This window comes from Pleomorphomonas sp. JP5, from assembly GCF_023721815.1.
In the GTDB taxonomy this organism is placed as follows: Bacteria; Pseudomonadota; Alphaproteobacteria; order Rhizobiales; family Pleomorphomonadaceae; genus Pleomorphomonas.
Window position 1 is genome coordinate 495307 of record NZ_JAMDLI010000022.1, and the last position, 21441, is coordinate 516747.

Here is a 21441-nt window from a genome sequence, read left to right on the forward strand (position 1 = left end):
CTTTCGTCCGGCGCCACCTTCACAACAGGTTCAAACAACCCGCCTATTCAACAGCCTCTCGGGTTTCACCTATGGGGCTGTCATGAAGCTTTACTCAACGCTTTTCGTTCTTGCCGCGACCCTTGCCGCCGGCACTTCGGCTTTTGCGGCCGACCTCCCGGTTAACAAGGGACTGGTGGCTGTAGGCCGTCTGCCGGCCGATCTTCGCGACAATTTCGGCGAAACGTTCGGCTCCGGCTCCGGCATGACCGTCGTCGACTGGAAGAAGACCGACAACGGTTATCAGGGATCCCTGCTTCTGCTGCCCGACCGCGGCTACAACGTCGAGGGTACGACGGATTACAGCGCCCGGGTCAACGCCCTTTCGATCGCCTTCGCGGCGCCGGAGGCCGGCAAGGCCGCGGTTGCCGACCTGAAGCTGGAGAGCACCTTCCTGCTCACCGACAAGGCAGGCAAGCCGCTGACCGGCCTCGATCCGGTAACCGTCAATAAAGACAACGGCACCGATCTGCCGGGCGCGGTCACTGGTGCCGTCAGCATAGACCCGGAGGCCATCGTCCGGCTGTCGGATGGCTCGCTGATGATCTCCGACGAGTATGGCCCGGCCATCTATCACTTCACGGCCGAGGGCAAGCTCGTGTCGGCGACGCTGCCTCCCAAGGCATTCCTGCCGATGCGCAAGGGAGCGGTCAACTTTTCCTCCAACAATCCGGGCGAGGGCGCTCCGAAGCTAGATCCGGAGAACCCCGAGACCGGACGCCAGAACAATCAGGGCTTTGAGGGAATGGCCCTCAATCCGACGACCAACGAGCTGACGGTGGTCTTGCAGAGCGCCACTCGACAGGATGGCGGCGACAAGAAGTCGACGAGATACAACACGCGGGCTCTCGTCTACGATGCCGCCGACCCCGATGCGCTGAAGCTCAAGGCCGAGTATGTCGTGCCGCTACCGACCTTCAAGGATGCCGAGGGCAAGACCCTGGTGGCCGCTCAGTCCGAGCTTGCCGTTTTGCCGGACGGACGGCTTCTGCTGCTCTCGCGCGACAGCAACAATGGGTGGGGCGTGAAGGGCGACACTTCTCTCTATCGTCGCGTCGATTTGCTCGACTTTGCCGGCGCCACGAACATCGCCGGCAGCAAGTTTGACGACCTCGAGCCTGTCGCGCCGAAGGGCGCGCTTGATGCGTCGGTCACCGCAGCCAAGCTTACCACCGTCATCGACATCAACGACAATGCCGAGCTCGGCAAGGCAGGTCTCCACAATGGCGCGCCCCACGATGCCAATGACCTGTCGGAGAAGTGGGAAGCGATCGGCGTCGTTCCGGCATTCGATCCGGAACACCCCAAGGACGTGCTGATGCTTATCGCCAACGACAACGACTTTCTCACGACCAAGGGACATCAGGTTGGCGCCGATTACGACGCCGGGGCCGATGTTGACACCATGGTGCTGGTCTATCGGCTCTCTCTTGACTGACGGCATTCGTCGCGCTTTGCACTCGGGGCGTCGCGTCATCGCGACGCCCTTTGTCTTTTCGGGTCGCCTCTCAATCCGCGACATGCTGGACTGACGCGCCTTTCCCGTTTACCTCCAACGCAAAACGGGCTATCCCGCCAGACAGATGTCGTATGACCGATCCGAGAGACCCACGATGAACATGGCTGTCCGCACTCCCGACCCCAAGAAGCTCATCAAGGGCGCCACCGGCGACTGGGAGATCATCATCGGCCTCGAAGTGCACGCCCAGGTCACTTCCAATGCCAAGCTGTTCTCCGGCGCGTCGGCCGTCTTTGGCGCGGAGCCGAACATGCACGTGTCGCTGGTCGACGCGGCGATGCCCGGCATGCTGCCGGTTATCAACGAGGAGTGCGTGGCGCAGGCGATCCGCACCGGCCTTGGTCTCAAGGCGGCGATCAATCTCTATTCGGTCTTCGACCGCAAGAATTACTTCTACCCGGACCTGCCGCAGGGCTATCAGATCAGCCAGTACAAGCAGCCGATCGTCGGCGAGGGCAAGGTTCTGCTCGACATGCCCGAAGGCGTCGTCGAGATCGGCATCGAGCGACTGCATCTGGAGCAGGATGCGGGCAAGTCGATCCACGATCAGCATCCGACCATGTCCTTTGTCGACCTCAACCGCTCGGGCGTGGCGCTGATGGAGATCGTCTCCAAGCCCGACCTCCGCTCGTCGGAGGAGGTGAAGGCCTATCTCGCCAAGCTCCGCACCATCCTGCGCTATCTCGGTACCTGCGACGGCAACATGGAAGAAGGCTCCATGCGCGCCGACATCAATGTCTCCGTTCGCAAGCCCGGCGATCCGCTCGGTACGCGCTGCGAGATCAAGAACGTCAACTCCATGCGCTTCGCCGCCCAGGCGGTCGAGTTCGAGGCGCGCCGGCAGATCGGCATCATCGAGGACGGCGGCAAGATCGATCAGGAGACTCGGCTCTACGATCCGGGCAAGGGCGAGACGCGGTCGATGCGCTCGAAGGAAGAGGCGCATGACTATCGCTATTTCCCCGATCCGGATCTTTTGCCGCTGGAACTCGACCCGGCTTGGGTGGAGGGCCTCAAGGCCCAGTTGCCGGAACTGCCGGACGAGAAGAAGGCCCGTTTCGTCGCCGACTATGGCATCACACCCTATGACGCCATGGTGCTGACTCTTGAGCGCGCTTCGGCCGACTATTACGAACAGGTGGCGAAGAAGCGCGACGGCAAGGCCGTCGCCAACTTCATGATCAACGAGCTCTTCGGGCGCCTCAACAAGGATGGCAAGGGCATCGAGGCGTCGCCGGTTTCACCCGAACAGCTCGGCTCTATCGTCGATCTGATCGGTGATGGGACGATTTCCGGAAAGATCGCCAAGGATCTGTTCGAGATTGTCTACACCGAGGGGGGCGATCCGAGGAAGCTGGTCGAGGAACGCGGCCTCAAGCAGGTCACCGATACCGGCGCCATCGAGAAGGCCGTCGACGAGGTGATCGCGGCCAACCCCGACAAGGCCGAACAGGCCAAGGCCAAGCCGACGCTCAGCGGCTGGTTCGTCGGGCAGGTGATGAAGGCCACCGGCGGCAAGGCCAATCCGCAGGCGGTCAACGATCTGGTGAAGGCCAAGCTTGGCATTGAGTAAGCGGCGAGGGCGGCACAAGCTGCCTTCTGCAAACGGCAATTTGCGTCAGGGCGGCCTTCGGGCCGCCTTTTTGCTAGGTCGCGGAAGGTTTGGTTAACCCTGTTCGTTAAGCCTGCCTTATCGGCATCATCCTTAATGTCGGGGTGCTGGGGTTTCGCGGCGTAGGCCGTACAGTCCGACTCTTTCCCCCCGGCCCGAGCGATCGATGGATATTGCAACCCTTCTTGGCGTAATCGGCGGCTTTGGCGTGCTGTATATAGCCGTCCTCCTCGAAGGTTCGAACATCATGATGTTCATGAACCTTCTTGCGACCGTGGTCGTGGTCGTGGGCGCCCTTGTTGCGATGCTCGGTCGGTATACGCTCAAAACCTTCCCTGTGGCCGTCTTCGGTGGCTTCAAGGAAGCGGTCATGTACAAGACGCATGACATCTTTCACCTGCTCGACCAGCTGACCGAGATCGCCGAGGTGGCGCGCAAGCAGGGGCCCCTTGGTCTCGAGAAGCTCGAGATCGACGAACCCTTTCTCCAAAAGGCGATCCAGATGATCGCCGATGGTTATTCCGGCGAGACCATTCAGCACGTTCTCGAGCGCGAGCGCGACTTGCAGCACGAGCGTCTGCACATGGGACACACTGCCTGGGGCAAGATCGCCGAAGCGGCGCCGGGCATGGGCATGGTGGGTACCATCATCGGCCTCGTGTCGCTGTTCGCCCACATGTCCGATCCCAAGCAGATCGGCCCGGCCATGTCGATCGCTCTGCTGACCACGCTCTACGGGGCGGTCGTTGCGAACGTTGTCGCGGCCCCTGTGGCCGACAAGTTGGCCAATCGGGCCAATCACGAGGCGGAAGTCCAGTCGATGATCATCGACGCGGTGCTGATGATCCGGGAGAACAAGAGCCCCAAGCAGGTGCATGAAGAGCTGCTTTCCTACCTGCCGCTGAAGCACCGGGCCAAGGCGGAAGCCAGCAAGGAGGCCGCCTGATACTTCGGGTCGCGAACACGATTTCGGTCCCGTGGCGAAACTGGTGCGATAGCGAAGGACTGGATCGGCGCCTCCTTGGTTGGGACGCGGGACGATCATAAAGCGGAAGGGCGGCGGAATGAGCGGCAAGAAGAAAGGCGGCGGCGGTGGCGGACATGGCGGAGCGCCGTGGGTCATCACCTTTGCCGACCTGATGGCTCTTCTGATGGCGCTGTTCGTGATGATCGTGTCCTTCTCCAGTCAGGACGAGCAGAAGCTGCACGATGCAGCCGGCTCTATGCGCGACGCCTTCGGATACCAATCGGTGCAACGCCCTGCCGGCATGATCGAGCAGAGTGGTCTTCCCGAACGAAAGTATCTGCGCAACGTCCAGCCTATGTCCCTTTCGGACGCCGTGGAGTTCGCCACCGACTTCAACGACCAGTATGAGAAGCAGGGGCCGGAGGTGAACACCAACCGGTTCGAGAAGGCGGCAGAGAGCAAACCGCGCGAGTATCTCACCGCCTCGGAGTCGTTGCGGCAGGCTTTGCAGGACCTGCCCGACTATGCCGAGTTGTCCAAGCAGATCATCCTCAACATCACCGAAGACGGCTTGCACATTTCGATTATCGACCAGGACGGCCGGCCGATGTTCGCCTCGCAGTCGAGCGAGCCGACCGATCGTATGAAGATCCTGTTGTCGCGCATCGCACCGGTTATCCAGCAGATGCCGGGACGGCTTCAGATTATCGGACATACCGAGTCGACCGGTGACATGGCTGTTCCCGGTGGCGCTGCCTGGGCGCTTTCCGCAAAGCGGGCGCTTGCGACGGCCGAGATCCTCGGCAGCTTCGGCCTCGGGCCAGGTAGTCTCGCCCAGGTGATCGGCGTCGCCGACAAGGATCCGATGTTCCCCGACGACCCGTTCCTCTCCGGCAACCGCCGCATAGAGCTCGTCTTGCTCAAGGAAGCACCGGCCCTGCCGAGCGAGAGCCCGTTCTAGTGGCGCAAGGCTGAGGCAAGGCAGGGGACGGACTCTCCGTCGGATTCATTCCGACAGGGGGCTTCATGTCCGATTCTTCCACGCCCGATACCGATGATCGACGCCGGGAAGATCGCCACAGGACGCGATTGAGGGGCGGGATACTGAGAAGCCGCGATGGCCTGCGACTCGCAGACTGCCTGATCCGCGACCGTTCGGCGAAGGGAGCAAAGCTGGTTCTTGCCGAGATGCGGCCGCTACCGCTCGATCTGGAGCTCGAGGACGAAGCGGATCATCGGCGTTACCGTGTCCGGATCATCCGGCGCGATGGTCCGGAGATCGGGGTTGTCGTTGAGGGCGAGGCGATCGCTCCGTCGGCCTGAACACGCCAAGTTCATCGCCCGCCTCTTTTCGCCGGCGTGGTCAACAAATATGCTGCCTCGCCTTAAGCCGATACCGGAAACGGGCGAGGAGAAGCCGATGACCGCGACCCAGACCAAGCCAATCGACCTCTATTACTGGCCGACGCCGAACGGCCACAAGATCACGATCATGCTCGAGGAGCTCGGCGTCCCCTACAATCTGCACTTCATCAATATTGGCAAGGGCGATCAGTTCCAGCCGGATTTCCTGGCGATATCGCCCAACAACAAGATGCCGGCCATCGTCGACCCCGAGGGACCGGATGGCAAGCCGATCTCGGTGTTCGAGTCCGGCGCCATCCTGCTCTATCTCGGACGCAAGTTCGGAAAGTACTATCCGCAGGATGAGCGTGGTCGTGTCGAGGTCGAGCAGTGGCTGATGTGGCAGATGGGCGGCTTCGGGCCGATGCTCGGTCAGAACCATCACTTCGCGCTCTATGCGCCCGAGAAGCTTCCCTATGCGATCAAGCGCTACCGGGACGAGACGCACCGCCTCTACGGCGTGCTCGAGAAGCAGCTTGCCGGCAAGGACTTCATCTGTGGCGACTATTCCATTGTCGACATGGCTTGCGTTGGTTGGGCGCGCGGCTGGGAGCGCCAGGACATAAATGCTGAAGAGTTTCCGAACGTGATGGCCTGGGTCGACCGGGTGTCGAACCGTCCCGCCGCTGCGAAGGCGCTTGCGATCACCGCTCCGACGCCAGCCAGCAACCTTGCCGACGACAAGGAAGCGCAGAAGGTCCTTTTCAATCAGCGCGCCCGCTGATCTTTGCTTTCCAGCTCTTTCATGACCGCTCCGACCGCTTTGGCCGGGGCGGTTTTGCTTTTCGTAGTCCAGAGAATTTCGTTGCGAGCTGAGTCCATGGTGAATCCCTGGTTTCCGTCGAGGAAGCAACGCTCCCGGCCTGTTTGCCACGAAATGGCGGAAGTCCGGAAAATCCATGGTTGACGGCCGTTAAAGGTAACTTTCGGTTCAGTTTTTGTTGTTTCCTTGTTAAGTCTGCAATTTAATCTGCTTTTTAATCAAATGGCCCAGCATGATCACATCTTCGGAACGCGAAGACACGAGGCGTAAGACCTCTGGAAATACAGAACAGGGAATGTGATCATGGCTCGTCTTGAACTGAACTCGATCGATCAACTGGCCGGCGGTGCCGGCGCCACCAGCGACATCCTCTACGAACTCGGCGTGATGTACGCAGTTGGGCGCGACGTGAAGCAGAACCTTATCGAGGCCCACAAGTGGTTCAACATCGCCGCTTTCCGTGGCTCGGAGAGTGCCGCCCGCTACCGTCGCGAGCTCGCCGACGAAATGTCCTCGACCGAGATCGCCATGGCTCAGCGCGAAGCGCGCGAGTGGATTTCGCTGCATTGATCGACGCGACCGGCCCCGGAACGGGCCCCGCGACAAGATCTGGAAAATGCTTGCCTGAGGCAAAGGGCAACTGACGGCGGTTCTTCCTGGGGAAGGGCCGCCGTTTTGTATTGTCGGCCGGTGAAATGCGGGACAGAGCGGAAAAGCTGTGCTATGGCCGGGCAAATCAGCCAGAGGACAGCCCATGGACAAGTCGTTCATCGCCCGCGAGACCGCCCGCCTCCTGCTGGAGGTCGAGGCCATCCAGTTCAACCCGGAGAAGCCGTATATCTTCACCTCCGGCTGGGCGAGCCCGGTTTACACCGACTGCCGCAAGCTCATTTCCTTCCCACGTCTGCGCAAACGGCTGATGGCGTTCGCCGAGGAGATCATCCTGTCCGAGATCGGCGCCGAGTCGCTCGATGCGGTGGCCGGTGGTGAGACGGCGGGCATTCCCTTTGCCGCCTGGCTCTCCGATCGGCTCGAACTGCCCATGCTCTATGTGCGCAAGAAGCCTAAGGGCTTCGGTCGCAACGCCCAGATCGAGGGCGATGTCAAGGAAGGCGCCCGCGCCATTCTGGTCGAGGATCTCGCGTCCGATGGCCGTTCCAAGCTGATCTTCACCAAGGCCATGCGCGACGCCGGGCTCAAGGTCAGTCACGCCTTCGTCGTCTTCCACTATGGCATCTTCCCGTCCTCGACCGAGGTACTGGCCGCCGATGGTATCACGCTGCATGCGCTGGCCACCTGGTGGGACGTGCTGGCCGAAGCCAAGGCCTCGAACCGCTTCCCGGCGGAAATGCTGGCGGAAGTCGAGAAGTTCCTGCATGCCCCGGCCGAGTGGTCAGCGGCCCACGGGGGCAGGGCGTCCTTCGAGGGATAGTAGGGTTGGGCTGGATGGGCGCCCGCCCTTATCCAGCCCGCTTTCCCTCGGCATCGATCACCAGTTCGCCATCCTCCTTGGCGAATGGGCCGGATGGCCAGCGATCGAGGAGGTCTAGCACCTGTTCGCTCGGCCGACAGAGCGCTGTGCCCTTGGCCGTCACGACGATCGGCCGCTCGACGAGGATCGGGTGGGCGATCATAGCCTCGATGATGTCTTCGTCTGCGACCGAGGGATCGGTGAGGCCGAGCTCGGCGGCCGGAGACTTCTTGACACGCAACGCGTCGCGCGGCTTGACCCCGGCGGCTGCAAACAGCGCAAGAAGTTGTGGCTTGGTCCAGCCGGTCTTCAGATACTCGACGACAACAGGTGTGTAGCCGGCCGCCTCGACAATGCGTACGACGTTGCGCGACGTGCCGCAGTCGGGATTATGAAAGATGACGACGTCTGTCACGGGCATGTCAGCCTCCCAGGATTAGCTCCGTTATAGCCGTTGACCGTCCCAACCGAAACGATTTGCCACTCGTCATGCGCTTTTGAACTCGGCGGTCCCTCGTCTTTTTGAGACTTTTGGCTTATGGGAGCGGAAGCTTCCAGAAAGGATCCGATGACCCATTACGCTGCCCCCGTATTTGCCGTAGCCCCTATGCTCGACTGGACGGTGTGGAATAAATAGCCTTTATATTTCAATAAATTGCGCGCTGTTTTTGGTTGTGTTGTGAAATTTGTTGTGAATTTCGAGGCCGCCAAGAAAGAGAAGCTGGACTAGATATATCAGGTGAGTTGTTGAGGCGAATCCCAAATGCCGTGCTAACATTGGACCACAACAGTGCTTGATGCCGAGCTCGCTCCGGCAGCGCAGGTCTAGGGGTTCATAGTGGGTAAGTATGACGGGCTGAGCCGAGAACAACTGGTCGAACTTCTTGAGAAGCGGGATCGAGAAAAGAAACTAGGCCTGGTTTGGGAGCGCGACGAGATCGAAGCTGACCAAGCTATTGATGCTAATTTTGTAGCTCCGACGCTCGAAATACACCTTTCGGACAAGCCGGCTCCTTGGCGCAATCTTGTTATCGAGGGTGACAATTTTGATGCCTTACGCTGGTTGCGTATGGCTTACGCTCATCGCGTCAAATGCATCTATGTCGACCCACCATATAATACCGGTGCCAATGACTGGGTCTATAACGACCGCTATTTCGACAAGGACGATCGTTTTCGTTTTTCTACTTGGATAGAATTTCTCTATCGCCGCTTCGCACTCGCCCGAGACCTATTGACTGAAGATGGTGTCATCTTTGTTTCTATCAACGACGACAATCGTTCGCTGATGGAGTTGATGCTAGACGAAGTCATGCCAGGCATGAGGATCGGATCAATAGTCTGGAGAACCAAAGATAGTGCCAATGGGGAAGATAGAAATTTTTCGGCTGTTCATGAACATGTCCTTGTGTATGGTGCCCCTCGTTTCTCATTTCTTGGCTCTCTTGTAGACCATTCCAAGTATGTAAATCGAGATTGTGACTTGCGTGGTGATTATTCACTTGATCCATTAACGCAGCCAAAGACTCGTCTCCAAAGAGAGAATGGATACTATCCAATTTTTGATTCCAAGACTGGATGGTGGTATCCCTGCAATCCTGATTCCGTGTGGCGTCTTGCTTCGGAACAAAAAATAACGAAAAAGACTAAACTTCGTTCAGAAACGATTGAGTCTCTCATCGAGGATAATAGAATTTATTTTACGGCGTCTGAATACGTCGAATATAACTCAATCGATGAAATTATGAATGCTATTGAGAACAGGACTGTGCCGGCCGATGGTAAAGGCCGCCCCTTATTGCGTGTAGATTTGCCGGATTTAGCATTTTGGGTGGGGAAAAAAATCGGCTTGGGACGGCCGTGGAGAAAGTCATTTTGGTCTGAGAGACAGAGTATGTATCGTCCTGTAAGTAGTCTGTCCGTATTACCGAAGGAGGAAAAAGATAGTGAATTTTATCAAATTATTGCTGATAAGCAGGGCGTTGCTACTGATGAGGTTCAGAAAATTTTCGGGAATAAAGTATTCAACTACCCCAAACCTGTATCGCTTATTGCTTCGCTTATAAATAGCGCAATGGGCCGTGAGGGCATTGTTCTCGATTTCTTCGCTGGTTCGGCAACTACAGCTCAAGCGGTAATGGAGCTCAACGCCGAGGATGAGGGCCAGCGCCGCTTCATCATGGTCTCGTCGACTGAGGCTACGACGGAGGAGCCCGGCAAGAATATTTGTCGTGACATCACATCTGAACGCATTCGCCGGCTCAACCACTCGGACGATGAGAAATATGCTGCTCTCGCTGCCGAGTTTGCTTATCTTAAATGTCGCGAAATCCGTTTTGAAGATCTCGATCAGGATATTACTCCGCAGGAAGTCTGGACTTCGATTGAAGCCATACATGACTTACCACTGACGGTGTATGAGCCCGCCGCACTTTGGCAGGAAAACGGGACGCCGGGCGAGATCGTGATCTATGCTGACAAGGTGGCCGACGAACTGTTTGACCGCATCGACGACCTACTGAAGGCCCGCGCCAACCTGTTTGTCTATGTCTGGGCGCCTGGGCAGCTTGCCCGGTATGAGGGACGCGATGTCGAAGTCAGACAAGTACGGGAGGCGCTGGTAAAGCGGTTCCAGCAATGAGCGTAGAGGCAGATACTATTGCGTCGCGCATGTCGCTGGCCGGCTATCAGCAGCAAGCGGTAGATGGCCTTCAGAGCACTATCCGGCGTGTCGCTGGCTATCACCATCAGGAGCCTCAGCACCGCCAACGTATCGCCCGTCAAGCTGGCGTCATGCTTCTGCAATCGCCTACCGGTTCTGGAAAGACGCTGGTCTTGGGCCGGACATTGGAAGGCCTGCGCGGTGCCATAATCGGCAAGGTGGTTTGGTTCTGGTTTGCTCCCTATGCTGGCCTTGTCTCGCAGACACGGGATGCTCTGGCGGCACAATGCGGATCGTTGCGGCTACGCGATGTTTACGTCGACCGAGAGCCTACGCAAGCTCGCGATGGCGATGTGTTCATCCAGACTTGGGCCTCGCTCGCGGCTCGCAACGCTGCGTCGCGAAAGGTGCGCCGAACAACAGAACGTGCAATGTCCTTCGATGATATGTTGAAAGAGTTGCGCGGACAGGGCTTCAATATTGGCGTCGTCATTGATGAGGCGCATCTCAACTTTGGCACTAATGCCGCAGCAGCCGCCCAACTCTATCTAGAAGTGCTTGCGCCTGACTATACTATTTTGGCAACTGCTACTCCCAACGACGATAAGTTGGAACAGTTTGAAGCTAAAGCCGAATTGACGGTGGCAACTCGTATCGTCGTTGATAGGGCGCAGGTAGTGGAAGCGGGGCTCAACAAAGCTGGCCTCATGCTTGGTGTGCTTCGCTTCCGCGACGGCGATGAAAAGCTGATTGATATCGAGCAGGCGACGTTGACGGCCGCCTGGAACCAGCATTGCTTAGTTAAGGATGAGTTGGCGAGACACGACCTCGGCCTCGTGCCTTTGATGCTTGTGCAAGTGGAGGACCAAGCTAAGGGTGCCGAGGACCCAATCAAGCGGGTGCGCGACAAGCTGGAGCAGATTGGCGTTCCTACCGCCGCGATTAAGTCCCACACCTCGGGCGAGCCAGATCCGGAGTTCCACACACTGGCGTACGACCCGGCGGTGGAGGTTCTGGTGTTCAAGGTCGCGGTGGCTACCGGCTTCGACGCACCGCGCGCTTGGACGCTTGTCTCCGTCCGACCCAATCGCGGTAAGGAATTTGGGCTGCAAATCGTCGGTCGCATCATGCGCGTTCATCCTCTGGTGCGCCCTATCCATGGCGAAGTGCCGCTCTTTGATCGCGGATATGTTTTTTTGTCGGATCCGGAACTTCAGGGTGGCCTGGCGGCGGCTGTGGACGACCTCAAAGCGGTGCGTCAGAGCATGGAGTTGCTCACCGACCGCCTCGACATCATTGAATTTGGAAATAGTGAAGACGCTCTTGAAGGGGCTATCGATCGTCAATCCACTATGCCGGCGCCCCGGCCTCCCCAATCTGACGAGGAGCGTCGTACCAGACTTGATTCGCTCGTCGCCGCAGGTGTTGTCCACCAGTCGGTCATGGCACTGTCAGTTGTCGAGCAGGACAGGGCGATAGTTACTGGTGAAATGACCCAAGGCCTCAACAGCACACCGCTGTTTGGACATCTGCCGGAAATGATGGCGCCGACGTCGTTTCATCCTGTCTCTGTGCAGGCAGGCAACAACGGCCCAAGGCGATACCGGCTGCGACGTGAGCTTGGCGTCCCCGAGGCTTTGTACCGCGAGGAGCTACCGCCTATCCATGGGATTGAGGGGCAACTGGTCATTGAGATCGCCCGTGAGTTCTGTAGGGACGACTTGCTGGCCGAACTGACAGCCCGTAGACGGCGTGCCGATCTCAGCTTGAAGGAGTTATTTCGAAACGAAGCTGAGGAGCACCGATCCATCCAGATCCGACTCTCGGACGTTCGTGTTGCTGAACAGGCACAACAGGCTTTCGAGTTCAATGATGGCATTGACCCTCGGGCACTAAAGAGGGCGCTTTACGACCGACTCGCTATGATGGCAGATGATCGAGGCATAGACGGTATTTCTCAGTCCGACATCCGGCGTGCGATAGACATTGCAGTGATGCGCGATCCGGGCAAGCTCAAAGACGCCGTGCGTGCAGCGTTAGTACCCTTCATTACTCTGAACAATGATTTGCCAATTCCTTTGGAAACTGACCCGTGGCCGCGCAATCTAGAGCCGGCAGAAAAGGGTGCATATGGTGTCTTCCCGGAGCATATGAATCAAGAAGAGATCGCTTTCGCTCGCGTTCTGGATGCAGACGACAGCGGCAAGGTTCTCTGGTGGCTTCGAAATCCTGAAAACGTAAAGTGGGCAACAAAGCTTATTCTTCCTAATGGCAGGCGATTTTACCCGGATTTCGCTGTCGGGATTCGTGGGCGCTCAACAAAGGATGCTATCGCGCTCGTCGAAGTCAAAGACGATGGAGAGACGGGGCGATTGCAGTCCGACAATAATACGCTGAAAATCCGCGTCCAACATCGGGAGTATCAGAAGGTTTGCTGGGTTTTTCGCACCTCCGACAAGAAGTGGGTGCGAGCCTCGTATGCGGAGCGGTTGGGCAGAATTGTTGAGCAGGATCGTTTCGAAATAGATGACCTTGTGTTTATCGAATAGAGATGAGTCTGCAACGCCCGCACACGAAATTCCTGATACTTCCCATCGATGATGGAAGTACCCGCATGCCATACGCTCATAGAGTTCATACTCGTGCTACTAAATCAAATCCGAGCAAGGATGCTAGCGAGGACGATCGGCAAGAAACCGGCAGCGGCTCAGTTAAAGCTGTCGTTCAAGCTCCGTTGGTGAACGTCTCCTGGAAGCTTCCGGAGACCTCCTCATTGAAGCATCAGGCCGTCTTGGCTACCCGCATATACATCTACCTCCTAGAAGCGTCTGCAGGCGGGTCCAAGATCGTGAGCTTCACGCGTGAGAGTCTCCATGAAGCTCTGCTGCGCCAGGCGGCCAGCGGCAATGATATCGTGTTCCAGTCGTTGCCACTGGATGTCCAGAAGAACAACATGACTTCCCGGGTCTATAGCGAGGCGTCGAAAGGCCACATCTCAAACGCGCTGAAACTTCTGGAAGTCGGGAACCGAACCAATCCCAGAAGCTATCGTCGCGCCGGCGCCGATCCGCTAAAAGAAGCTGGTGACGGGAAACCATCCGGCCACAAGCCTCAGGCTTCCTTGACGCTCGCTGGAGGAACGGCTCCCCAGAGCCCCTCCTGCTGGCTTCCGAACGTCTACCGAATGGGCGTCTGGTCGGGAGTGTGCCTTGACTGCGTTCGGCCATGGGGGTGGACGGGGTAGAGGATCAGGCAGGATTGGACAATGTCGATGACCGTATCCAAGAGAGCATCGGGCGTCATATGTAGGATGCAATTGTAACGGTTAATACTGATCGTCTTTTGTTGCGATGGCCGCCTGCGGGTAACCATTCTCGGAAATCGATAATCCCCAGATACCAGCGCATATTTGAGTAGTTAAAAATTTATGATAGCTGTCTCCAATTGCTATTTAGGCGAGCAGGAGGCTGGGGTGGCCAAGGGCAAATTTCTCATTTCGATTGTGACAGCGCTTTATCTGTCGACTTCGGTTCAAGCTTCCGCGAATGATGGCGGGGCGATCGTGGGTGGATTACTCGGCATCTTCGCGGGTGCTGTGGCTGCGGACATGGCTCGCAAAAATCAGAGAGCCCATGAGCGTCAGCAGTATCGTCAGCAGAAGAACGCGGAACTGATTGCTGCCCGAGCTGAAGTCCAGAGGCGCTTGAACGACCTAGGCTTCAATGCTGGTTATCCGGACGGCGTTTACGGCCCGCAAACGCGCCAGGCAATTGCAGCATTCCAAGACTCCATCGGAGCCAACTCCGACGGCAAGATCACGAAAGACCAGATCGCGATCCTGTATGAGAAGAGCGATCAAGGCTACGCGCAGCAGCAGTACGCCAACAACGAGCCGCAGACACAACCGACCTACGGCCAGCAGAATGCAGCACCCGCGATCGGGTACAACGCGCCCGCGCAAGCTTATGTGCAGCCCCAGTCGCAGGCTCAGGCATTGACATCCGAAGCATGGGAAGAGCCCGAAGCTCCAATTGCTCAGCAGAATGGCACCGGGGGTACTGCAACGGCTTACGTAGACCCGGCAAATCCCCAGTACGCCCAAGCGGGACAAGCTGGAGCGCAGGCCTGGGAAGAGCCGGATGCGCCAGGCACGACATCGTCTGCTCCGACCGCCTCAACGCAGCCTGTTGCCAACCCAGTTGACGGGGTGATGAACACGATCGCGGAAGCGGTCTGCAATGATAATAGCGCTCTATTTGAGTCTGTACGATCTTTCGTTCAGGCAAATGTCGTCACGAAGGAACAAGTTTCCAAGAAAATCAGAGAAACCTATCCGACTTGCGTTGTCAGGGGGTATAAAAACAGCCTGAAGATGCTCGTTGAGTTTGAAGGTATGGACGCTACATTTCCGATTTGGCTCGTCAGCACCGATTATCACCACGGTGACTCGACCTACATGAGTTTTGACCACGCTGCTATTCGATCCAAGGACTCGTCATATGTATTAATGACAGCGAATTATGCTCAGCTATCAATCCATCTGAACAGTTACATGTATTACAACCGCCCGGATTCGGACGTCAATCGCATACTTGAGCAGAACGTCAACAAGCGAGACTGCTTGGGCTATCCACCACTATACTATGCAGCCACTAACAAGAACTGGGACATGATCAAGTGGCTAATCGAAAAGGGTGCCAACCCGAATCTGATTGTGCCCTACACGGTCAGAGATGTCGGCTTCCTTGAAGAGGCCGTGGAGAAGTCGATTCCAATTACCACCATCGGTAACAACTCGAAGGGTTATGGGCTGAAGTCGCAATACAGCTGCGTAGACAACGGTCCGAGTGCGGCGCTGATGAACTCGTACAAGAGTAACAATGAGCTCGTTCCTCTTTGGACATTCCTTGCGAGAGCATTGTCGACTAATGAGACCTCTGATTCAAACGCTTACTTCCTCTCGCGTGTGATGCCGATGGTCCCGTCAGTTCCCAGGACGACAATCCCGGATTTGATGGACCTCAGTGAGTGGAGACCTAACGTCAATTACCAGCAACATCTTGATATCGTGAAAGCGTTTGTAGCGAAGGGCGCGGATATCAACGCTCCAACACGCGAGGATGGCACTCCGATCAAAATCTGGGTTGCTCACCAGATTCAGCCGAATGCGCTCCAGCAGTTGCTCGCCATCGGGGCGCGCATGTAACGCATGCATCCACACGTGGAAGCCGTCCTGAAGCCTGAGGGCCGATGGGCGGCTTCACCTATTCCGTGCAAAGCGCGTCTCTCTCGCGGATTGCAGCAGCCCTTCTCTTGTCCAGGTACTCCGCCAGATCCGAGATGTGGACACCCTTGGCGGCTTTTTGGCTGCCTTCGATGCGGGTGACAGGGAGGTCGATCTCGCCGGCCATTACTTTGCGGAGGAGCTTTGGCATTGTCAGGTGAGGGAAGAAGTCGGCGCGGACTTTGTCGAGCGGGATGATGACGGCAGCGTTGTATTGCGCCATGAGGAGGAACAGGGTGTTCATGGTTCGCCTCAGATCATGCCTATGGCGTTCATATAGAGGTCCTGGATCGCTTCGGAGGCTCGGCGTTCCTCGGGATCGAGTTTGCGTAGCTTGATGATGGCGCGCAGAGCCTTGGCGGAATAGCCGCGGCCTTTTGCCTCGGCGAGCACGTCCTTGATATCGTCGCTCAGCGAGGACTTCTCCTCCTCCAGGCGCTCAATCCGCTCAATGAAGCGCAGGATCTCCTCGGCGGAGACACCCATTTCCTTTGGGGTGAAGGCTTCTTCCTGTTGTCCCCTTCGGGCTCGCCCTTTCTTTTCTTGGCCGTCGATCTGGCTGCTCTCGGTTTCCATTGTGACCTCATCAGAGAGAAGGGCGGCGGCACCGGAGCGTTGAGGCGATGGAGCTTTCCGGCGCCGCCGTCCGCGCCTGAGCGCGGATCTAGATGGGAGGCCCGGCGGCCGTTGCTGGCACTCGTCGTTATCTGCCGCCGGGCTCGGCGCCGTTGATTGGGTTTTTCCGGTGCCGGTAGGGATGCACAGATGCACGCAATAGCGTGTCGTGTCAATCGCAAAACACGCTTTAGCGTTCGTCATTGGTTGTGGTAGCGCTGATGGCGGGTGGAATCAGTGTGCGATCTGGCTGCGTGGAAAACGGTAGGTGCTCACTTGCTTGCAATGCGTGTTCGCAATATGTTCTCCACCCAGAAGGGTGTTAGCGTGACGGAACTTCAGAAACTGTTCGACATTTGGATTCGTCTTAATCCTCGGAGTCGAGCGACTGCGCTTGAGATTCTTGCTTCTCTAGGATCGTCCGGAAAAGAGAAACGGCCTGCTTCTTTGTCTCCTCGTCGAGCTGAGAAGCGGTAGCTAAGAACTCAAGGTCTGCATCACTTAGGGCTTGTCCGGTTAGTATATGGAAAGCCTTGGATGCTCCTAAAACATTTACGATGCGGATGAATCGATCAATTCCCGGATGCTTATTGTCCTTGATCATTTGCTGGACATAGTTCGGTCCGCACTTAGCTGCCAAGCTGATGGTGCGCATGTCTCGGCCGTCGGCCTTAATGGCTTCGATGAGCCTGTCGAACCAAGTGTTATCCATGAGCAATCGATAGCACGCTAAAAGGCCGTCGGGAGCACGTTATGACGTGCGTTGCGTCGCACGCTATAGCGTGTTATGCCCGGCGCATGAGCGATGCCCTTCTCTCCAAAATCGAGGCCTTCATGGCCCAACAGAACATCGGTGAGTATCGGTTTGGCATGCTTGCCGCCCGAAACGGTCGATTAGTCGAACGGCTGCGTCGAGGTGGTCGGGTTTGGCCGGAAACCGAGCAGTGTGTTTTGGCATTCATTGCCAAGCATCAGTTGTCTCCGGCGAGGTTCGAGCCCGCCAGCCGTAGGCTGCCCAGTAGTCTGGTGGAACTGGGGGCGGACAAATGAGCGGGCGATCGTTTGTCCGCGCTGCCTCGTTCCCGATCGATCGCTCGGGAATGGCGCTCGTCCTATCGCTCGGAGTGGCGATCGTCGCCGACATCGCGTTCTTTGCGGGCTCGATTCCATGAGTATCGTGCTTCCACCCGACCAAGGCGCCGCCTTGCTGTGGCTTCGCCAAGCTGGTGGCCGTGCGGGATGCGACAGCGCCGGCAATCTCTCCGTTGGTCGCAACCGTTGCCCGCTGGTTTTCGCGCCTTTCGACAGGCTCAACCAACTCGGCCTCGTTGAAATGCGTCTCCCATCCGACAAGGCCGAATGCCGTCTCTGGGTGCTCGTCACCGAGGCCGGCGCGGCGCTGGAAATCGATCCGGCCGCTGAGAGGCGGCTCGACCAACTCATAAGGAGGTTCGACGACTGACACGGCGGCAACGCCTCAAGTTCTGACAACCTTCGCCGGTCCGTCCGGCTTGCCCACAACTCCATCATTTCACGCGGTTTCCCGCCACGGGAAACCTTTGCCGTTTTCCCGGAACGGGAAACTCATGAGGTTCGACATGGCAATTTCCGAGGCTTGGTTTCATCGGCTCAAGGCCGCGACGCGCGACCTGGTCAAGGTGTGCGGCGGCGTTGTCCGCGCTGGCGAGATCTCCGGCTATTCGAAAACCGAGGTCGGGCGCTGGCAGTCGGCAACCGATACCGACGTGATACCGATCCCGGCCGCGTTGGCACTTGAGGCTGATAGCGGCCGGGCTTTCGTCTCGTCGGTCATGGCCGAACTCAATGGGCGGCGACTTGGCGAGCCTGGGGCGGATGCGCGGGAGACGGCGAACCTCGCCCGGACACATGCCGAAGTGGCGCACGCTGTCGGCGAGGCGAGCATCCAGCTAGCGATTGCCCAAGAGGACGGGGTGATATCGCCCGGCGAGGCGGAAACCATTGATCGCGCCTATTCGGAGATCGAGCGGCGCGTTGGCGTAGCGCGCATGTCGCTGGCCACTGCCAAGGTGCGGGTGGTGAAGGGGGACAGGCAATGACCGACCTGTTCCAAGCCGCCGACCTTGCGGCGCGGCCGGCGCCGAGGCCAGTTCGGGGCTTTGCTGCGCTGAAGCCATCCGGCCGGTTTGAGAGGCACGGCAAGGCCGTGTTGTTCGTCCACCATTGCGCCAAGTGCGGCTCGGTCGACGCGCCCTTTGGCTATCTTTGCCACCTCGGCCCGGCGATGGACGCGGGCGACGCGCGAAAGGCCGGCATCTGGCTTTGCGCCGATTGCCGAGACGTGGTTCTCGCCGAGGAGGACGCAGCGTGAGCAGCCTCAACTTCTTTCTTCGTGGCGCGGTGCTTGGTCTCTGCCGGGAGCGGGTTCCGCTTGGCGTTCAGGCTCGCGGGCTGAAGCTTTCCCGGAGTGACGTCAAAGCGACGGCGCTGGAGTTCCTTGCCAAGGGGATGATCGGAGAGCTGCCAGTCGACGATATCAGGGCAGGGCGCGCGTTCTCGTGGCCAGAGGCGATGCTACCGGACGCGCCTGAGCTTGCGAGAGACGTGCCGGATTTGCTGGAAAGCAGCCCGGCAAAGGTAGAGCCGCAGCTGGGGGGCACGAGTTTACCAGTCGGCACCGCTCCGAAGGTTCGCTACTGGCAGGGGCGTGTTGTGTCTCCGCGCCATCTCGTCGGGCTCGATTTGCTCGCAGGCGCACCGCCGGGAATGCCGGTGAGTGCCGATGCCATGAGCGAGTGTTTACAACAGGCGGGCTTCTCGGGCGCACGGAAGGCCGTGCAAGTGTTGGTGACCGAGCTTCGCCGCATGGGCTTCGTGGTCAAGTTCACCGCCGGCCTCGGTTATGTGCTGGACGATGGCTCCCGAGCTAAGTGGCTGGGGAGGGCGCGGTGACCGACCTTCATTGCAAGCCGGCCCTCCGGCTGATCAACCTGCGCTCGGCGCTGTGGAGCATCCTGGGCTTACCGCCGAGTTCGACCGATGGGGAGATCATCGCGGCCGTGCGCAAGTGTGCTTCTGGCCGCGCAGAAGCACCGTTTGGCGAAGGCGTGGCTCACCCGTTCATTCTCGCCGTCATAGACGAGGATGCACCATGACGGACGCCGTATCGGGGCGGCGACCAAAGCCGTCGATCGACGATCAGATTGCCGCCATCAGGCAGCTGATCGACTGGGAGACGACGCGCCTGGAGTTCAAGGTTTCACGCGGGCAGATGCGTGCGGACACCGCGCAACGAAGGCTCGACGCACTCGGCGCCGCCTTCGCCACGCTGACCTTTGTCCGTCGCTACGGTGCCGCCATCCGAACATGTGTTGAAGCCGAACGCGCTTTCGCGAGAGAGCGCGTGGCGGAACTAGAGGCTTTGCAGTCAAGCGGCGAAGCCGAAAGGGAGGCCGCATGAGCGGGCCACGATTTTCCATCATCCCAGCGGCCGCCGTAGTCGACACGCGCTTGGAAGGACGAGATCTTCAGGTTCTTGCCCTGCTTGGAACTCACACCAACGAAGACGGATGGTGTCGCCGTTCCCAAGTGAAGATGGCCGAACAGCTCAAGTGCGCTCGATCCACGGTGCAAGCCGCTCTACGTCGGCTTGGAGAGGCCGACTATGTCGAGGTGAAAACCGAGATGCGACGCGACGGTGGAGACGCTTCGCACTGGTACCGGGTGCGCCTCGATGTGAACCCCGAGCAGTCATCGGCAGCGGGTTCGCATGTGCTCTACGACGACGATGATACCCCCTGCCGACAGGCCGGCACCCCTGCCGGCCCTAGATCGGCACCCCCTGCCGGCCCTGGATCGGCACCATTAACGAAAGAATCTAACGATCAAGATCTAACGATACCCCCTAAAGCCCCCCGAGGGGCGAGAGAGACGCGCGCGAACGAAGATGACGAGGAAGGCTTCGATAGGTTCTTCCAGGTGTGGACGTCTGCCGATCCAGCGCAACGGTTCGACAACCGAGGACGCGCCTTTGCGGCATGGCGGCGTTTGTCGGGGGCGGAACGGGTAGCGGCAGCTGTGCCGGCCACCATCGCGGCGGTGATCGCCGGTCAGCGGAGATCGAAGCGGACTGGGCTCATGGAGGCGGCACGCTATCTCCGCGATAAGGCTTTCGAGAGGGTGGAAGCCACACCCTCGGCGTCAGGTCCGGGTGAGCTGGTGCCGTTGCCGCTGTTTGGGCGGGCTTGGTGGTGTCGGTTCTTCGAGCATGCCAAGGGCGGCGGACGTTCGCCTACGGCCGGCAAGGCGAAGTTCATGGCTCAACAGGCGGAACGGGGGCAGGGAGTCGCGGTGACGCTTGCCGAGGCTCAAGCGATGGAGAGCGCATCGAGGAGCTTCGCCTATGTGCTGGTCGCTTCGCCTGAGTTCGTGGCGTGGCGCGAGTGGTTCGCCGATCGGGGCTTCAGGCTTCCACGGCCGGTCAAGGTCGATCGGATCTGGATGCCATCGGTGAGGCCACCGGAGGAGCCGACAGGCGGGCAATTTCAGACAACTCAGGGCGAGGGCGTGCGATGACTGCTAACGCAAGAATTGAAGTATCTGTCGCAAGTCCTTGGTTTAAAGACAAAACGGATAGGGTTCTCGTTCGCGCTTCGGAGACGATCCGACGCCTTGCCGCCAAGTCTCCGGAGCGAGGCGGCCTCAGCCGGTTGGCGATCGTTGCGGCTGGCTACGTCGTGTCACTTGCCGAGGCAGCGCAGGCGAGCGGCTCTTCGGCGATCGACTACCGCGTGATCCGGGTGGACACCTCGACCAAGCCATACGACGGGCCGGCCGATACGATCCTCGGCGCAAAGACCGAGCTCGCAATGATCGCCGCGTACATCGGGCAACCCGACTGGTCGATCCTGATGGCGATCTGCGTGGAAGGGCGAACGATCGAGGAGGCCGCCAAGGCTTGGCCTACGGTCAAGGTGTTGAACGGAAAGGCGGACAAGGAGACGTGCGCCGCGATTGGGCGCCGTTTGCGAGACGCCCTATGCCTCGTCGGTGAAAGGTTTGTCCCCAACTCGATGAAACCCCGCCTGGGGTCGCCTTGACTTCTCCGGGGAAGATAATCAGTTTTT

23 protein-coding genes are annotated in these 21441 nt (G+C 58.8%); 19 read left to right on the forward strand and 4 right to left on the reverse strand.

Annotated elements, in window-relative coordinates; all coding sequences use genetic code 11:
* Positions 1-82 precede the first annotated feature (82 nt).
* The 8 genes from M4J40_RS21635 to M4J40_RS21670 all read left to right on the forward strand — a co-directional run bounded on the left by M4J40_RS21635 (position 83) and on the right by M4J40_RS21670 (position 7736).
* The gene (locus M4J40_RS21635; protein WP_251756478.1) at positions 83-1477 is read left to right on the forward strand and encodes an esterase-like activity of phytase family protein; all 1395 of its coding nucleotides are present in this window, start codon (positions 83-85) and stop codon (positions 1475-1477) included.
* Between the two features lie 175 nt (positions 1478-1652).
* Positions 1653-3131: an Asp-tRNA(Asn)/Glu-tRNA(Gln) amidotransferase subunit GatB gene (gene gatB / locus M4J40_RS21640; protein WP_251756479.1), complete on the forward strand. Its 1479-nt coding sequence runs from the start codon at positions 1653-1655 to the stop codon at positions 3129-3131.
* Between the two features lie 205 nt (positions 3132-3336).
* Complete coding sequence (locus M4J40_RS21645; protein ID WP_251756480.1) at positions 3337-4116, forward strand: MotA/TolQ/ExbB proton channel family protein; 780 nt, start codon at positions 3337-3339, stop codon at positions 4114-4116.
* Positions 4117-4234: 118 nt separating this feature from the next.
* Positions 4235-5098: a flagellar motor protein MotB gene (locus M4J40_RS21650; RefSeq protein WP_251756481.1), complete on the forward strand. Its 864-nt coding sequence runs from the start codon at positions 4235-4237 to the stop codon at positions 5096-5098.
* Between the two features lie 65 nt (positions 5099-5163).
* Positions 5164-5460, forward strand: a complete 297-nt coding sequence (locus tag M4J40_RS21655; RefSeq protein WP_251756482.1) for a hypothetical protein — start codon at positions 5164-5166, stop codon at positions 5458-5460.
* Between the two features lie 97 nt (positions 5461-5557).
* A complete protein-coding gene (locus tag M4J40_RS21660; protein WP_251756483.1) occupies positions 5558-6265 on the forward strand; it encodes a glutathione binding-like protein in 708 nt (235 codons plus the stop codon).
* Between the two features lie 342 nt (positions 6266-6607).
* The gene (locus tag M4J40_RS21665; protein WP_251756484.1) at positions 6608-6874 is read left to right on the forward strand and encodes a sel1 repeat family protein; all 267 of its coding nucleotides are present in this window, start codon (positions 6608-6610) and stop codon (positions 6872-6874) included.
* Between the two features lie 184 nt (positions 6875-7058).
* Positions 7059-7736: an orotate phosphoribosyltransferase gene (locus tag M4J40_RS21670; RefSeq protein ID WP_251756485.1), complete on the forward strand. Its 678-nt coding sequence runs from the start codon at positions 7059-7061 to the stop codon at positions 7734-7736.
* A 28-nt stretch (positions 7737-7764) separates the two neighbouring features.
* Here M4J40_RS21670 and arsC read toward each other — a convergent pair whose 3' ends face one another.
* Entirely contained in the window at positions 7765-8196 is a 432-nt protein-coding gene (gene arsC / locus M4J40_RS21675) for an arsenate reductase (glutaredoxin) (protein WP_251756486.1), read from the reverse strand.
* Positions 8197-8613: 417 nt separating this feature from the next.
* Between arsC and M4J40_RS21680 the strand changes: the two genes are divergently transcribed.
* From M4J40_RS21680 to M4J40_RS21690, 3 genes are all read left to right on the forward strand, one after another.
* Complete coding sequence (locus tag M4J40_RS21680; RefSeq protein ID WP_251756487.1) at positions 8614-10416, forward strand: site-specific DNA-methyltransferase; 1803 nt, start codon at positions 8614-8616, stop codon at positions 10414-10416.
* Complete coding sequence (locus M4J40_RS21685) at positions 10413-12986, forward strand: DEAD/DEAH box helicase (RefSeq protein WP_251756488.1); 2574 nt, start codon at positions 10413-10415, stop codon at positions 12984-12986. The genes M4J40_RS21680 and M4J40_RS21685 overlap by 4 nt, the downstream gene beginning before the upstream one ends.
* Before the next feature lie 923 nt (positions 12987-13909).
* The gene (locus tag M4J40_RS21690) at positions 13910-15643 is read left to right on the forward strand and encodes a peptidoglycan-binding protein (RefSeq protein WP_251756489.1); all 1734 of its coding nucleotides are present in this window, start codon (positions 13910-13912) and stop codon (positions 15641-15643) included.
* Positions 15644-15701: 58 nt separating this feature from the next.
* Here M4J40_RS21690 and M4J40_RS21695 read toward each other — a convergent pair whose 3' ends face one another.
* From M4J40_RS21695 to M4J40_RS21705, 3 genes are all read right to left on the reverse strand, one after another.
* Positions 15702-15965: a pyocin activator PrtN family protein gene (locus tag M4J40_RS21695; protein ID WP_251756490.1), complete on the reverse strand. Its 264-nt coding sequence runs from the start codon at positions 15963-15965 to the stop codon at positions 15702-15704.
* Between the two features lie 8 nt (positions 15966-15973).
* Positions 15974-16297: a GapR family DNA-binding domain-containing protein gene (locus tag M4J40_RS21700; protein WP_311134180.1), complete on the reverse strand. Its 324-nt coding sequence runs from the start codon at positions 16295-16297 to the stop codon at positions 15974-15976.
* 406 nt (positions 16298-16703) lie between these two features.
* Positions 16704-17048 carry a transcriptional regulator gene (locus tag M4J40_RS21705; protein ID WP_251756491.1) on the reverse strand — a complete coding sequence of 115 codons (345 nt, stop codon included), beginning with the start codon at positions 17046-17048 and terminating at the stop codon, positions 16704-16706.
* A gap of 456 nt (positions 17049-17504) precedes the next feature.
* Between M4J40_RS21705 and M4J40_RS21710 the strand changes: the two genes are divergently transcribed.
* The 8 genes from M4J40_RS21710 (at position 17505) to M4J40_RS21745 (ending at position 21414) form a co-directional block, all read left to right on the forward strand.
* On the forward strand, positions 17505-17798 hold the full coding sequence (locus M4J40_RS21710; RefSeq protein ID WP_251756492.1) for a hypothetical protein: 294 nt from the start codon (positions 17505-17507) through the stop codon (positions 17796-17798).
* Positions 17799-17934: 136 nt separating this feature from the next.
* On the forward strand, positions 17935-18414 hold the full coding sequence (locus M4J40_RS21715; RefSeq protein WP_251756493.1) for a hypothetical protein: 480 nt from the start codon (positions 17935-17937) through the stop codon (positions 18412-18414).
* A complete protein-coding gene (locus M4J40_RS21720; RefSeq protein WP_251756494.1) occupies positions 18411-18686 on the forward strand; it encodes a hypothetical protein in 276 nt (91 codons plus the stop codon). Before M4J40_RS21715 ends, M4J40_RS21720 begins: the two co-directional genes overlap by 4 nt.
* Positions 18683-19267 carry a hypothetical protein gene (locus M4J40_RS21725; protein ID WP_251756495.1) on the forward strand — a complete coding sequence of 195 codons (585 nt, stop codon included), beginning with the start codon at positions 18683-18685 and terminating at the stop codon, positions 19265-19267. The genes M4J40_RS21720 and M4J40_RS21725 overlap by 4 nt, the downstream gene beginning before the upstream one ends.
* The gene (locus tag M4J40_RS21730) at positions 19264-19470 is read left to right on the forward strand and encodes a hypothetical protein (protein WP_251756496.1); all 207 of its coding nucleotides are present in this window, start codon (positions 19264-19266) and stop codon (positions 19468-19470) included. The genes M4J40_RS21725 and M4J40_RS21730 overlap by 4 nt, the downstream gene beginning before the upstream one ends.
* Positions 19467-19775 carry a hypothetical protein gene (locus M4J40_RS21735; protein WP_251756497.1) on the forward strand — a complete coding sequence of 103 codons (309 nt, stop codon included), beginning with the start codon at positions 19467-19469 and terminating at the stop codon, positions 19773-19775. Before M4J40_RS21730 ends, M4J40_RS21735 begins: the two co-directional genes overlap by 4 nt.
* 617 nt (positions 19776-20392) lie before the next feature.
* A complete protein-coding gene (locus M4J40_RS21740; protein WP_251756498.1) occupies positions 20393-20890 on the forward strand; it encodes a hypothetical protein in 498 nt (165 codons plus the stop codon).
* Between the two features lie 134 nt (positions 20891-21024).
* Positions 21025-21414 (forward strand): hypothetical protein, encoded by a 390-nt coding sequence (locus M4J40_RS21745; protein WP_251756499.1) that lies wholly within the window; start codon positions 21025-21027, stop codon positions 21412-21414.
* Positions 21415-21441: the final 27 nt, after the last annotated feature.